At 70.6% G+C, this 13168-nt stretch carries 13 protein-coding genes and 1 tRNA gene; 10 read left to right on the top strand and 4 right to left on the bottom strand.

Going from position 1 to position 13168, the window contains the following annotated elements; all coding sequences use genetic code 11:
• The first annotated feature begins 17 nt into the window (after positions 1-17).
• Both IEX69_RS17835 and IEX69_RS17830 read left to right on the top strand, forming a co-directional pair.
• Complete coding sequence (locus IEX69_RS17835) at positions 18-1292, top strand: ABC-F family ATP-binding cassette domain-containing protein (protein ID WP_444542120.1); 1275 nt, start codon at positions 18-20, stop codon at positions 1290-1292.
• 105 nt (positions 1293-1397) lie between these two features.
• A complete protein-coding gene (locus tag IEX69_RS17830) occupies positions 1398-2171 on the top strand; it encodes an MBL fold metallo-hydrolase (protein ID WP_085018954.1) in 774 nt (257 codons plus the stop codon).
• A 54-nt stretch (positions 2172-2225) separates the two neighbouring features.
• Here the strand turns inward: IEX69_RS17830 and IEX69_RS17825 are convergent, their stop codons facing one another.
• On the bottom strand, positions 2226-2726 hold the full coding sequence (locus IEX69_RS17825) for a MarR family winged helix-turn-helix transcriptional regulator (RefSeq protein ID WP_085018955.1): 501 nt from the start codon (positions 2724-2726) through the stop codon (positions 2226-2228).
• Between the two features lie 139 nt (positions 2727-2865).
• Here IEX69_RS17825 and IEX69_RS17820 point away from each other — a divergent pair.
• The 5 genes from IEX69_RS17820 (at position 2866) to ftsY (ending at position 6595) form a co-directional block, all read left to right on the top strand.
• A tRNA-Gln gene (locus tag IEX69_RS17820) sits at positions 2866-2937 on the top strand.
• Positions 2938-2994: 57 nt separating this feature from the next.
• The gene (gene glmU / locus IEX69_RS17815; protein ID WP_085018956.1) at positions 2995-4419 is read left to right on the top strand and encodes a bifunctional UDP-N-acetylglucosamine diphosphorylase/glucosamine-1-phosphate N-acetyltransferase GlmU; all 1425 of its coding nucleotides are present in this window, start codon (positions 2995-2997) and stop codon (positions 4417-4419) included.
• Positions 4420-5397 carry a ribose-phosphate diphosphokinase gene (locus IEX69_RS17810; protein ID WP_085018957.1) on the top strand — a complete coding sequence of 326 codons (978 nt, stop codon included), beginning with the start codon at positions 4420-4422 and terminating at the stop codon, positions 5395-5397.
• A 53-nt stretch (positions 5398-5450) separates the two neighbouring features.
• Positions 5451-5726, top strand: a complete 276-nt coding sequence (locus IEX69_RS17805; protein WP_085018958.1) for a mycoredoxin — start codon at positions 5451-5453, stop codon at positions 5724-5726.
• A complete protein-coding gene (gene ftsY / locus IEX69_RS17800; RefSeq protein WP_085018959.1) occupies positions 5726-6595 on the top strand; it encodes a signal recognition particle-docking protein FtsY in 870 nt (289 codons plus the stop codon). Before IEX69_RS17805 ends, ftsY begins: the two co-directional genes overlap by 1 nt.
• 93 nt (positions 6596-6688) lie before the next feature.
• On the opposite strand, the gene IEX69_RS17795 is transcribed toward ftsY, so the two are convergent.
• The 3 genes from IEX69_RS17795 to IEX69_RS17785 all read right to left on the bottom strand — a co-directional run bounded on the left by IEX69_RS17795 (position 6689) and on the right by IEX69_RS17785 (position 9513).
• Positions 6689-7714 carry an NADPH:quinone reductase gene (locus tag IEX69_RS17795; RefSeq protein WP_085018960.1) on the bottom strand — a complete coding sequence of 342 codons (1026 nt, stop codon included), beginning with the start codon at positions 7712-7714 and terminating at the stop codon, positions 6689-6691.
• 69 nt (positions 7715-7783) lie between these two features.
• On the bottom strand, positions 7784-9058 hold the full coding sequence (locus tag IEX69_RS17790) for an MFS transporter (protein ID WP_085021375.1): 1275 nt from the start codon (positions 9056-9058) through the stop codon (positions 7784-7786).
• 5 nt (positions 9059-9063) lie between these two features.
• On the bottom strand, positions 9064-9513 hold the full coding sequence (locus IEX69_RS17785) for a MarR family winged helix-turn-helix transcriptional regulator (RefSeq protein WP_085018961.1): 450 nt from the start codon (positions 9511-9513) through the stop codon (positions 9064-9066).
• Between the two features lie 113 nt (positions 9514-9626).
• Between IEX69_RS17785 and ffh the strand changes: the two genes are divergently transcribed.
• From ffh to IEX69_RS17770, 3 genes are all read left to right on the top strand, one after another.
• A complete protein-coding gene (ffh, locus tag IEX69_RS17780) occupies positions 9627-11207 on the top strand; it encodes a signal recognition particle protein (protein WP_085018962.1) in 1581 nt (526 codons plus the stop codon).
• Between the two features lie 77 nt (positions 11208-11284).
• The gene (locus IEX69_RS17775) at positions 11285-12214 is read left to right on the top strand and encodes a siderophore-interacting protein (protein WP_085018963.1); all 930 of its coding nucleotides are present in this window, start codon (positions 11285-11287) and stop codon (positions 12212-12214) included.
• A gap of 26 nt (positions 12215-12240) precedes the next feature.
• The gene (locus IEX69_RS17770; protein ID WP_085018964.1) at positions 12241-13047 is read left to right on the top strand and encodes an LLM class F420-dependent oxidoreductase; all 807 of its coding nucleotides are present in this window, start codon (positions 12241-12243) and stop codon (positions 13045-13047) included.
• The last annotated feature ends 121 nt before the right edge of the window (positions 13048-13168 follow it).

Genomic DNA, 13168 nt, shown 5'->3' with positions numbered 1-13168 from the left:
CCGCCTCCGACGGGGCGATGGTCGTCGTCACGCACGACCGCTGGTTCCTCGACGAGGTGTGCACGGCGACCTGGGAGGTGCACGACCGTCTCGTCGAGCCCTTCGAGGGAGGCTATGCGGCCTACATCCTGCAGCGTGTGGAGCGCGACCGGATGGCGGCGGCCAGCGAGGCGAAGCGGCAGAACCTCATGCGCAAGGAGCTGGCATGGCTCCGTCGTGGCGCGCCTGCCCGCACGTCGAAGCCCAAGTTCCGGATGGACGCCGCCGCCGAGCTCATCGCCGACGAGCCGCCGGTGCGCGACTCCGTCAGCCTCACGCAGATGGCGACCGCGCGACTGGGCAAGGACGTCGTCGACCTCGTCGACGCCGGGGTGGAGCTCGGGGGTCGCACGATCCTGGAGCACGTCGAGTGGCGCATCGCACCCGGCGAGCGCACCGGCATCCTCGGAGTGAACGGAGCGGGGAAGAGCACGCTGCTCGCCCTGGTGTCGGGTGCGCTCGAGCCGACGAGCGGTCGTGTCAAGCACGGCAAGACCGTGCGGATCGCGTCGCTCACCCAGCAGCTCGACGAGCTGAAGGACGTGTGGGACGACCGGGTGCGCGAGGTGATCGGGCGATACCGGACCTCCTACGTCGCCGGCGGCAAGGAGCTCACCCCCGGTCAGCTCCTCGAGCGGCTCGGGTTCTCGAGCGCTCAGCTGTCGACCCCGGTGAAGGACCTGTCGGGCGGCCAGAAGCGCCGCCTGCAGCTGCTGCTCATCCTCCTCGACGAGCCGAACGTGCTCATCCTCGACGAGCCCACGAACGACCTCGACACCGACATGCTCGCCGCCATCGAGGACCTCCTCGACTCCTGGCCGGGCACGCTCCTCGTCGTCTCGCACGACCGCTACCTCATCGAGCGCGTCACCGACCAGCAGTACGCCGTGATGAGCCACCGACTCCGTCACCTCCCCGGCGGGCTCGACGAGTACCTGCGCCTCCGCGCCGAGGAGGAGCGGGCCATCGCGACCGGGGGCGTGTCGCCGGCCGCTGCGACCAGCTCCACCACCACCGCGCCGCCTGCGCTGGCCGGCGCCGACCTCCGGAACGCCCAGAAGGAGCAGTCGTCGATCGAGCGCCGCATCGAGAAGCTCACCGGGCAGATCGAGAAGCAGCACCTCGTGATCGCCGACTTCGACCAGTCCGACTACGTCGGCCTCGGCACCCTCACGGCGGAGCTCACCGCCCTCGAGACCCAGCTCGCCGACCTCGAGACCCGCTGGCTCGAGCTCGCCGAGCTGCTCGCGTAAGCACGATCCTCGGATGCCCGCGAGGGGGTGTCCCGTCTCCCTCGGCGATGCGACCGTGAGGGGGCGGGGCGGTCGACCCGTCGCCGCGCGGAAGGGGAGGCCGACATGCATGCACGCCCGCGAGCAGCGTTCACCGCTCACGTCGTTCCCGGCGTGCACCGCCTCGAGCACGCGGGCGTGAACTGCTACCTGCTCGAGGACGAGGACGGCCTGACCCTCGTCGACACCGCGCTCCCGGCGACCTGGCCGTACCTCGTGCAGGCGCTCGAGCATCTCGGACGGACCACCGCCGACATCCGAGCGGTCGTGCTCACCCACGCCCACTTCGACCACGTCGGCATGGCCCGCCGACTCCTCGACACCCGGCTCCTCGAGCCGTTCGTCGACCCGGCGGACGCGTACATCGCGCGCCACCCGTACCGGTACCTCCACGAGCGGATGCGCCTGCAGTATCCGCTGCGCTTCCCGAGGGCGCTGCCGGTCCTGTTCGAGATGACGGTCGCGGGCGCGCTGGCGGTCCGCGGGGTCCCCTCGGTCGACCTCCACGTCCTGCGCGACGAGACGGGCGCGCTGGCCTTGCCGGGGCGCCCGCGCGTGCTCGCGACCCCCGGCCACACGGCTGGGCACGTCGCCCTGCATCTCCCCGGATCCGACGCCGTCCTCTCGGGCGACGCCCTCGTGACCCTCGATCCCTACACGGGTGCCGTCGGCCCGCGGATCGTCGCCGGGGCGGCCACCGCCGACTCGGGCCGGGCCCTCGAATCGGTGGCGGCGATCGGGCTCACGGGCGCCGGCACCGTGCTCCCCGGACACGGTGAGCCGTGGCGGGAGGGAGCAGCGGCCGCCGCCGAGGCAGCCCTCCTGGCCGGTCCCTCCTGAGCACAGGCCCAGCGCCGCGTCGTCCTCCGAGCCGGATGGCCCTCCGAGAGCCGATCAGCCCATGTCGAGGGCGAGGCGGCGGAGCAGAGCGGCGAGCCGCTCCTGGTCCGCGGCGCTGAGGCCTGAGAGCAGCCGGGCCTCGGCCGCGACGAGGTCGGCGATCGCGGCGTCGACGCGAGCACGTCCATCCGCGGTCATCGACACCAGGACGCCGCGCCCGTCGTTCGGGTCGCCGCGGCGCTCGACGAGGCCCCGCCGCACCATCCCGTCGATGCGGTTGGTCATGGTGCCGCTCGACACGCCGGTCTGCTCCAGCAGGGCCTTGGGGGAGAGCTCGTGCGGAGCCCCCGCACGCCGGAGCGCCGCCAGCACGTCGAACTCCCACGTCTCGAGTCCGGCGACGCCGAAGGAGGCACGCCGGGTTCGCTCCAGCTGCCGCGCGAGCCGGGTCACCCGCGACAGGATCTTCAGCGGCGAGAAGTCCAGCTGAGGGCGCTCCCGCTCCCACGCCTCGACGATGTCGTCGACGGCGTCACGAGAGCTGGGGGTGGCCATCTGACCATTATCGCGGCGAGCCCGCCTCCTCCCCAGGCGCGACGCATCCGCAGTTCGTCCACAGATGGCGAGCGGGCCCGATGCGGGCGGACGCCCGTGGCAGACTTGTGGCTGCGTCGGGCCGGTCGGTCGGATGCGTTCCGCCTTGGTGTAATGGCAGCACGACAGCCTTTGGAGCTGTGAGGTCCAGGTTCGAGTCCTGGAGGCGGAGCCCGCGACAGCACACAGGGGCGGCCCCACGAGGCAGCCGTCCCGGGAGGAGACACGCGTGGTGGACGAGAGACTGGCGGTCGTCGTACTGGCGGCGGGGCAGGGCACGAGGATGCGGTCGGCCACGCCGAAGCTGCTGCACGAGATCGCCGGCCTGCCGATGCTGGCACACGTGCTCGCCACGGCGAACGCGCTCGACGCGGCGCAGGTGGTCACCGTGGTCCGCCACGAGCGCGACCGCATCGTCGGGGTCGTCGAGGAGCACCTCGAGAACCCGGTCACCGTCGACCAGGACGAGATCCCCGGCACCGGCCGTGCGGTCGAGCAGGCGCTCGACGCTCTTCCTGCGGGCTTCGACGGCGACGTGCTCGTCGTCAACGGCGACGTTCCCCTGCTCGACGCCGACACCCTCACCGACCTCGTGCGGAGGCACCGGGCGAGCGCCGCCGCGGCGACGATCCTCTCGGCCGAGCTCGCCGATCCCACGGGCTACGGGCGAATCGTGCGCACCGGCGACGGGCTGCTCGACCGCATCGTGGAGCAGAAGGACGCCACCGACTCCGAGCTCGCGCTGCGCGAGATCAACGCGGGCGTCTACGTCTTCGGTGTCGCCCAGCTCCGCGATCAGCTCGCGAAGGTGAGCACCGAGAACGCGCAGGGCGAGAAGTACCTCACCGACGTCATCGGCCTCTTGAGGCGTGCCGGCTCCGACGTCTCCGCCGTGGTCGTCGACGAAGCATGGAAGATCGCCGGGGTCAACGACCGCGCCCAGCTCTCCGAGGCGGCGGCCAAGCTGAACGCCCTCATCGTGCGCGGTTGGCAGCTGGCCGGCGTCACGGTGCAGGACCCGGCGACGACCTGGATCGACCTCAAGGCCACCCTGTCGCCCGACGTGACGATCCTGCCCAACACCCAGATCAAGGGCGCGACGAGCATCGCGACCGGAGCAGTGGTCGGTCCCGACACCACGCTCGTGGACTGCGAGATCGGCGAGAACGCCACGGTGCGACGCGCCGACGCCACGCTCGCGGTCGTCGGCGCGGGCGCCACCGTCGGCCCCTGGGCGTTCCTCCGCCCGAACACGGTGCTCGATGCCGACGGCAAGATCGGCACCTTCGTCGAGACGAAGAACTCGCACATCGGCGCGGGCAGCAAGGTGCCGCATCTCAGCTACGTGGGCGACACCGAGGTGGGGGTGGGGGCCAACGTGGGGGCGGGCACCATCACCGCCAACTACGACGGCGTCGAGAAGCACCGCACCGTCGTCGGCGACCACGTCCGCACGGGCTCGCACAACGTGTTCGTCGCCCCCGTTAGGATTGGTGACGGCGCTTACACGGGAGCTGGGACGGTCGTGCGCAAGGATGTGCCCGCCGGCTCTCTCGCGGTGAACGTCGCCCCACAGAGGAACATCGCGGGTTGGGTCGTCCAGAACCGCCCCGGAACCGCCGCAGCTCAGGCTGCGGAGGAGAGCGGAGAATAGGTGTCCGTCATCAAGGCGTCCGGTGAGAAGAGCCTCGTCCTCGTCTCCGGCAGGGCACATCCCGAGCTGGCCGCCGCGATCGCCTCGGAGCTGGGCACCGATCTGGTCGACACCGAGGCTCGTACCTTCGCCAACGGCGAGCTCTACATCCGCTACGGCGAGAGCGTGCGCGGTGCCGACGCCTTCGTGATCCAGTCGCACACGGCGCCCATCAACGAGTGGCTCATGGAGCAGCTCATCATGGTCGACGCGCTCAAGCGGGCCTCGGCCAAGCGCATCACCGTGGTCGCCCCCTTCTACCCCTACGCCAGGCAGGACAAGAAGGGCCGCGGCCGCGAGCCGATCTCCGCCCGTCTCGTCGCCGACCTGTTCCTCGCCGCGGGCGCGAACCGCATCATGTCGGTCGACCTCCACGCCGCGCAGATCCAGGGCTTCTTCGACGGACCGGTCGACCACCTGTTCGCGATGCCGGTGCTCCTCGGCCACATGCGGAAGTCGCTCGACCCCTCGACGCTCACGGTCGTCTCGCCCGACATGGGCCGCGTGCGCGTCGCCGACATCTGGAGCGACAAGCTGGGCGCCCCGCTGGCGATCATCCACAAGCGCCGCGACCCCCGGGTGCCCAACCAGGTGAGCGTGCACGAGATCGTGGGCGACGTGAACGGGCGGGTCTGCCTCCTCGTCGACGACCTCATCGACACCGGTCGCACCATCGTGGCCGCCGCCGAGGCGCTGAAGAAGAACGGCGCGATCGGCGTCGTCGTCGCCGCCACGCACGCCGTCTTCTCCGACCCCGCCACGACCATCCTGCAGAGCGAGTTCATCGACTCGGTCGTCGTCACCGACACCCTGCCCCTTCCGGAGGAGAAGCGCTGGGATCGCCTCACCATCCTCCCGATCGCCCCGCTGATCGCGCGGGCCATCAACGAGGTGTTCGAGGACGGGTCGGTCACGTCGATGTTCGACGGCGACGCCTGATCTCGCACGAGCACTCCGACAGAGACCGCGCCGAGCAGACGTACCCTGGGATCATGACCACGACCGCCTCCCTCTCCGACTACCTCCCCGCCGACGGCACCATCACGATGTTCAGCACGAGCTGGTGCGGTTACTGCGCGCGGTTGAAGAAGCAGCTCGACGCCGAGGGCATCGGGTACCGGGTCGTCGACATCGAGGAGGTTCCCGGCACGGCCGAGCTCGTCGCCTCCGTCAACGGCGGCAACCAGACGGTCCCCACCGTGATCTACCCCGACGGCACGACGGCGACGAACCCCTCGGCGCGCGCGGTCGCCGAGCAGCTCGCCTGATGGCCGAGCGCTGGTCGCTCGGCTCCGCTCTGCGGGGCATGTTCGCCAAGCGGACGATCGACGACGAGACCTGGACCGACCTCGAGGACGCCCTGATCAAGGCGGACTTCGGGCCCGACGTCACCGAGCAGGTGGTCGACGACCTGCGGGCGAAGGTCCAGCGCTACTCGACGACCGATCCTCGCGACCTGCAGCGGATGCTCCGGGAGACGATCGAGGAGAAGCTCTCCGCCTTCGACACGACGCTGAAGCTGAGCGAGCGCCCCGCCGTGGTGCTCGTCGTCGGCGTGAACGGCGTGGGCAAGACCACCACGATCGGCAAGTTCGCGCGGTTCCTCCGCACCTACGACCGCTCGGTGCTCATCGGCGCGGCCGACACGTTCCGTGCCGCGGCCGTCGACCAGGTGGCCACGTGGGCCGAGCGAGCGGGCGCAGGCATCGTCAGGCCGCAGCACGAGGGACAGGATCCCGCGTCGGTCGCCTTCCAGACCGTCGAGAAGGCGAAGAACGACGGCACCGAGATCGTCATCATCGACACCGCGGGCCGCCTCCAGACCAAGGGCGGTCTGATGGACGAGCTCGGCAAGATCAAGCGCGTGGTCGAGAAGCAGGCGCCGATCTCCGAGGTGCTCCTGGTGCTCGACGCGACCACGGGGCAGAACGGCCTCGCCCAGGCGGAGGCGTTCATCCAGCACGCCGGCGTCACCGGGCTCGTGCTGACGAAGCTCGACGGCTCGGCGAAGGCCGGGTTCGTCCTCGCCGTCCAGGAGAAGACGGGCATCCCCATCAAGCTCATCGGCCAGGGCGAGGGGATCAACGACCTCACCGGCTTCACGCCCCACGTCTTCGCGCAGAACCTCGTCGGCTAGCGTCGAGACCTCCGTTTCGCCACACTGCTGGCGTTTCGCCATGCGCACGAGGTGGCGAAACGCCACCAGTGTGGCGAAACGGTGAGAGGTCGGTCAGAGGTCGGCGACGTCCACCAGGACCTTGCCGACCGTGCCGTCGGAGACGGCATCGTGGGCGGCGGCGGTGTCCTCGAGCGCGAACCGCGTGAGCGGAAGGCCGGCCTCCTCGCCGACCGGGAGCGCGTCATCGAGGAGCGCGGCGGTGATGTCCTCCGCCGCGGCATCGAGCGCCTCCTGGCCGACGGTGTAGAGCAGCACGAACTGGTAGCGGGCGTTGAGCACGAAGTGCGCCCGTACGTCGAGCTCCATGACACCGCCGCCGTCGGTGGCGTACACCGCCACGCTGCCGTGCGGAGCGAGCACCTCCGCGTCGAGCGCGGCGTTGCGCGCGGGGGAGACCTCGACGATGAGGTCGACCCCGTCGGGTGCGGCCTCGCGGATGCGGGCAGCCGCATCCTCTTCGCGGTAGTTCACGATCACATCGGCTCCCGCCGAGGCGGCGAGCGCGGCCTTCGAGGCGGAGGAGACGGTCGTGATCACCGTGGCCCCCGCCCAGTGCGCGAGCTGGATGGCGGCGTGCCCGACGGCACCTGCGCCCCCGGCGACCAGCACCGTGCGCCCCTCGAGCGCTCCGTGCGCGAGCCTCGTCGGGCCGCCTTCGTGCACGGTGAGCGCCCGATGCGCGGTCATCGCGGGCACGCCGAGCGAGGCCCCCACGTCGAAGGAGACGCCGTCCGGAAGTCTTACCGCGTGGCGGGCGAGCACGACGGCGTACTCCTGAGCCGTCCCCGAGGGGCGCTGGTACGCCGACAGGTACAGCCAGACCCGGTCGCCCTCCGCGAACCCGTTGACCCCCTCGCCGACGGCGTCGACCACCCCGGCGCCGTCCTGGTTGGGAGTCTGCTCGTCGAGCTCATTGGTGCCGGAGCCGCCTCCGCTCCGGTTCTTCCAGTCGGTCGGGTTCACCCCCGACACCGCGATGCGCACCCGCAGCTCTCCCGGCCCCGGTTCTCCCACCGGGCGCTCCTCCAGCCGCAGCACATCCGACGTCCCACTCTCCGAGTACACGATCGCTCTCATGCCTCCATCCAACCCCGACCCGCGCGAACTCCTTCCTGAAAGGGACGAGGAATCGGCACGCCCAGTGCGCTAGGCGGCGCGGGCCTCGGCCTCGTCGGCGGCGAGCTCGTCGCGCACGTCGTCGACGCTGAGCGCGCCCGTCGGGAGGTCGGCGGCGCGGCGGCGCCGCAGCCACACGGCGCCGAGCGCGAACGCCGCGAACCCGGCGATCGCGGCGAGGCCGAGGCCGTAGCGCGGGCCGAGCGCATCCGCCACCCAGCCCACGATGGGGGCGCCGATCGGGGTGCCGCCCATGAAGATCGCCATGTAGAGCGCCATCACGCGGCCGCGCATGGCGGGCGACGTGGTGGTCTGCACCGTGCCGTTCGCCATGGTCATGATGAGCTGTCCGCAGAACGCGATGCAGATCGTCGCCGCGGCGAACGACCAGTACGTGGGCATGACCGCCGCGACGAGCGCCGCCAGTCCGAATCCGCCGCTGGCGAGCACCACGGTGCGGATGCGCGGGCGGTCGCGGCTGGCCGTGACCAGGGCGCCGACGACCGATCCGATGGCCATGATCGACGTCAGGACGCCGAAGGCCGTCGACCCCTCGCCGAACTCGATGGTCGTCATCGTCGAGGTGAAGATCTGGTAGTTGAACCCGAGGGTCCCGATCACGAAGACGATCGCGAAGATCACCAGGAGGTCGGGCCGGCCGCGGACGTACCGGAAGCCCTCGAGCAGCTGACCCTTGGCCCGCGGCGGACGTGGGGTGCGGAACAGCCGGGACGGCCGGATGAAGAACAGCGACGTGAGCACCGCGGCGAAGGAGGCGGCGTTCACTATGAACACCCAACCGGCGCCGATCGCCGCGACGAGGATACCGGCCACGGCGGGGCCGATGGTGCGTGCGGCGTTGAACGACGCGGAGTTGAGCGCGACCGCGTTCGCCACGTTCGATCCGCCCACCAGCTCCGAGACGAACGTCTGGCGCACCGGGGCGTCGAACGCGGAGGCGATGCCGAGCAGCAGCGCGAAGAGGTACACCGTCCACAGCTGCGCGATCCCGAGCAGGAGCACCACGCCGAGGGCGGCGCCGAGCAGCGCCATCGCACCCTGGGTCACCATCAGGGTCCGCCTGCGGTCGAAGCGATCGGCCACCAGGCCGGAGAGCGGCACGAGCAGCAGCTGCGGGCCGAGCTGGAGCGCCATCGTGATGCCGACGGCGACCGCGTCGTGGTCGCTGAGCTGGGTGAGCACGATCCAGTCCTGCGCGGTGCGCTGCATCCACGTGCCGATGTTCGACACGAGGGCGCCGGCGAACCAGATCCGGTAGTCCACGCTCGCCAGCGAGCGGAACATCGCGCTCACGAGTGCATCATCGACCCGAGGATCTCGACGGCCCGGCGCACCGTGGCCAGGTCGTCGCCGTCGAGCTCCGCGAGGCGGCCGTCAAGCCAGGCGTCGCGGCGACGGCGCGTCTCCTCGACGACGTCGCGGCCCGCCTCGGTCGCCTCGATGAGCAGCCGCCGTCCGTCGTCGCCGACGGGGGAGCGCCGGGCGAAGCCGCGCGCCACGAGACCGTTGATGGTCCGGCTCATCGACGGCGGGGACACGTGCTCGAAGTCGGCGAGCGCGGTCGGCGACGTCGCCCCATTGCGGGTGAGGTAGGCGAGCACCGTGAGCTGAGGATCGCTGAGCTCGTCGACCGCCCGCTCCTGGCGGATGCGACGGCTGAGGCGCATCGTCGTGGTCCGCAGCTCGGTGCTGAGCGAGAGGCCGGACCGAGCGGATGCGGGGAACGGCGAGGTGGTCATGTAGTTAGCCTAGCTCATTAGCACGCGATAACTACCTTTCCTCGTGCGCTCTCGGCGGACACCGAGCCCCGCCGCAGGAGGGCGACCGCCATCCCGGCTAAAATGGCCGGATCATGGCTACCTTCGGATCCCTGTCAGACCGGCTCGCCGACACCTTCAGAAACCTCCGCACCAAGGGCAAGCTGTCCGCGGCGGACGTCGACGGGACCGTCCGGGAGATCCGGCGTGCGCTGCTCGATGCCGACGTCGCGCTCGAGGTGGTCAAGGACTTCACTGGGAAGGTGCGCGAGCGCGCCCTGAGCGACGAGGTGAACCGCGCGCTCAACCCGGCGCAGCAGGTGGTGCAGATCGTCAACGAGGAGCTCATCCAGATCCTCGGCGGGCAGCAGCGCCGTCTCGAGTTCGCCAAGAAGCCGCCGACCGTGATCATGCTCGCCGGCCTCCAGGGCGCCGGAAAGACCACGCTCGCCGGCAAGCTGGCGAAGTGGCTCGCGAAGGACGGTCACACCCCGATGCTCGTCGCCGCCGACCTCCAGCGGCCGAACGCGGTGAACCAGCTGCAGGTCGTCGGCCAGCAGGCCGGTGTCGCCGTCTACGCTCCCGAGCCCGGCAACGGCGTCGGCAACCCGGTCCGGGTGGCCAAGGACTCGATCAAGTACGCGGTCGACAAGCAGTACGACACCGTCATCGTCGACACGGCCGGTCGTCTCGGCGTCGACGCGGAGCTGATGAAGCAGGCCGCCGACATCCGCAAGGCCGTCGACCCCGACGAGGTGCTCTTCGTCATCGACGCGATGATCGGCCAGGACGCCGTCGCGACCGCCCGTGCCTTCCAGGAGGGCGTCGACTTCACCGGCGTCGTGCTCTCGAAGCTCGACGGCGACGCGCGCGGTGGTGCTGCGCTCTCTGTGGCCAGCGTCACCGGCCGTCCGATCATCTTCGCCTCGACGGGGGAGTCGCTCGACGACTTCGAGCCCTTCCACCCCGACCGCATGGCGAGCCGCATCCTCGACCTCGGTGACATCCTCACCCTCATCGAGCAGGCGCAGAGCGCGTTCGACGAGGAGGAGGCGCGCAAGGTCGCCGAGAAGTTCGCGACCGACTCCTTCACGCTCGACGACTTCCTGAAGCAGATGCAGCAGCTGCGGAAGGCCGGCTCGATCAAGAACATGCTCGGCATGCTCCCCGGCGCCGGTGGTCTCAAGCAGCAGCTCGAGAACTTCGACGAGAAGGAGATCGTCCGCACGGAGGCGATCATCCAGTCGATGACGAAGCAGGAGCGAACGAACCCCAAGATCCTCAACGGATCCCGTCGGCTGCGCATCGCCAAGGGCTCCGGCATGACGGTGACCGACGTCAACCAGCTCGTGCAGCGCTTCGAGCAGGCCGCGAAGATGATGAAGACCGTGGCCAAGGGCGGCATGCCGAACATCCCCGGCATGGGGCCGGTGCCCGGCGCCTCCTTCGGCGGTGGATCGCGCAAGAACGCCAAGAAGAAGGGCGGCAGCGGCTCGCGGTCGGGCAACCCGGCCAAGCGTGCGGCCGAGAACGCGGCACGGGCGTCCGGGGTGAAGCCTGTGGGGGCGGAGCCCGAGAAGTCGGGCGCGGGCTTCGGGCTCGGCGCGAAGGCGCCGAACGGCTTGCAGAACCCCTCGCCGGAGGAGCTCGAGGCGCTGCAGCGCTTCCTGCGCTGACGCATCGCCCGTTCCGGGCGAGCGTCTCCTTCCGGACTCCCAGGCCGACCGGGGAAGCTTAGGCTACCCTTATCGACATGCCCCGGCTCAGCACCCAGACCCCGACCGCGCCGTTCCGCCTGCACGAGGTCACGCTGGTCCGCCGCCGTCGGATCTCGCCGAGCTTCGTCCGCTTCACCTTCGCCGGACCGGAGCTCGACCAGTTCGCCGACAGGGGCCTCGACCAGCGCATCAAGCTGATCTTCCCGCTGGAGGGGGTGGGGCTCGCTCCCGTCCCGATGGGCGACGACTGGTACGCGCAGTGGCGCGAGCTCCCCGACGAGCTGCGGAACCCCATCCGCACCTACACGATCCGCGCGGTGCGACAGGAGCAGCGCGAGATCGACGTCGACATCGTCCTGCACGGCGTCACCGGCCCGGCCTCCCGCTGGGCGACCTCGGCGGAGCCGGGCGACTCGATCGTGGTCCTCGGCCCGAACGCGGCCTATGACGGGTTCCACGGCGGCGTCGACTTCCTCCCGCCGAGGCGTTCGGGTCGGGTGCTGCTGGCCGGCGACGAGACCGCCCTTCCCGCGATCGCGAACATCCTCGAGGCGCTGCCGGCGGATGCGCGGGGCTGCGCCCTCGTGGAGGTCCCGCATCCGGATGACGCGGTCGCCCTGCCGACGCACCCGGGCTTCGAGGTGATCGTCCTGGCGCGGGACGGGGGACAGCACGGCGACGCCCTCTCGCCCCTCGTCCGCGACAAGGTGGACGGGCTCCTCGAGGCGCTCGACTCCGAGGTCGACCTCGACGACGTGGACGTCGACGCCGGACTGCTGTGGGAGGTGCCGAGCGACGACGCCGGCCACGCCGCCCTCGACGACGCACCGCTCTACGCCTGGCTCGCGGGGGAGGCGAGCGTCATCAAGCTGCTGCGCCGGCACCTCGTGGCCGAGCGCGGGATGGACCGCAAGGCGGTCGCGTTCATGGGCTACTGGCGGCTCGGACGCAGCGAGCAGAACTGACCTCCTCGCCGGAGTAGCGTGAGGGCATGACGACTCCTTCACGCCCAGTCCGCGTCGGGGTGCAGCTTGCACCCCAGCATCACTCCTCCTACGCCGAGATCCGCGACGCCGTCGTGCGGCTCGAGGACATGGGGATCGACGTGCTCTTCAACTGGGATCACTTCTTCCCGCTGTCGGGCGATCCCGAGGGGACGCACTTCGAGGGCTGGTCGATGCTCGCCGCGTGGGCCGAGCAGACCTCGCGCGTGCAGTTCGGACCCCTCGTGACCTGCAACAGCTACCGCAACCCGGAGCTGCTGGCGGACATGGCCCGCACGGTCGACCACATCTCGAAGAAGGACGGCGACACCGGGCGCCTCATCTTCGGCATCGGCTCGGGCTGGTTCGAGCGCGACTACGTCGAGTACGGCTACGACTTCGGCACGGTGGGCTCGCGTCTCGACGCCCTCGCCGAGGACCTGCCCCGCATCGAGTCGCGCTGGTCGAAGCTGAACCCGCAGCCGACTCGCCACATCCCCGTCCTCATCGGCGGCGGCGGCGAGAAGAAGACGCTCCGCCTCGTGGCGAAGCACGCCGACATCTGGCACTCGTTCAGCGACGTGGAGACCCTCAACCGCAAGCTCGCGGTGCTCGACGAATGGTGCGCGAAGGAGGGCCGCGATCGCAGCGAGATCGAGATCTCGACCGCGGTCCGTGCCGACAGCGGTGGCGACTACTCCCCCCTCGACGCCCAGCTCGAGGCCGGCGTCACCCTCTTCACCCTCAGCATCACCGCCCCCGACCTCGACTTCGCCGCCGCCGAGTCCCTCGTCCGCTGGCGCGACTCCCTCTAGTCCTGCGGGACGTGCTTCCATCCGCACTTCTTCGTTGACAGCGGCGGGAGAGGGGCACGGGTCTTCCCTCTGAGTCGCCTCCAGGCGCCTACGGCGCCCGCCAGGCCCAACCAGCGACTCA

Source organism: Cnuibacter physcomitrellae (assembly GCF_014640535.1).
Classification (GTDB): domain Bacteria; phylum Actinomycetota; class Actinomycetes; order Actinomycetales; family Microbacteriaceae; genus Cnuibacter; species Cnuibacter physcomitrellae.
This window is presented reverse-complemented; position numbering and strand designations above follow the sequence as displayed.

Bases quoted from the DNA above. Each gene is read 5' to 3' on its own strand.
- IEX69_RS17835 (WP_444542120.1), top strand. From the start codon at position 18: ATGGTCGTCGTCACGCACGACCGCTGGTTCCTCGACGAGGTGTGCACG.
- IEX69_RS17830 (WP_085018954.1), top strand. From the start codon at position 1,398: ATGCATGCACGCCCGCGAGCAGCGTTCACCGCTCACGTCGTTCCCGGC.
- IEX69_RS17825 (WP_085018955.1), bottom strand. From the start codon at position 2,726: ATGGCCACCCCCAGCTCTCGTGACGCCGTCGACGACATCGTCGAGGCG.
- IEX69_RS17805 (WP_085018958.1), top strand. From the start codon at position 5,451: ATGACCACGACCGCCTCCCTCTCCGACTACCTCCCCGCCGACGGCACC.
- ftsY (WP_085018959.1), top strand. From the start codon at position 5,726: ATGGCCGAGCGCTGGTCGCTCGGCTCCGCTCTGCGGGGCATGTTCGCC.
- IEX69_RS17795 (WP_085018960.1), bottom strand. From the start codon at position 7,714: ATGAGAGCGATCGTGTACTCGGAGAGTGGGACGTCGGATGTGCTGCGG.
- IEX69_RS17790 (WP_085021375.1), bottom strand. From the start codon at position 9,058: ATGTTCCGCTCGCTGGCGAGCGTGGACTACCGGATCTGGTTCGCCGGC.
- IEX69_RS17785 (WP_085018961.1), bottom strand. From the start codon at position 9,513: ATGACCACCTCGCCGTTCCCCGCATCCGCTCGGTCCGGCCTCTCGCTC.
- ffh (WP_085018962.1), top strand. From the start codon at position 9,627: ATGGCTACCTTCGGATCCCTGTCAGACCGGCTCGCCGACACCTTCAGA.
- IEX69_RS17775 (WP_085018963.1), top strand. From the start codon at position 11,285: ATGCCCCGGCTCAGCACCCAGACCCCGACCGCGCCGTTCCGCCTGCAC.
- IEX69_RS17770 (WP_085018964.1), top strand. From the start codon at position 12,241: ATGACGACTCCTTCACGCCCAGTCCGCGTCGGGGTGCAGCTTGCACCC.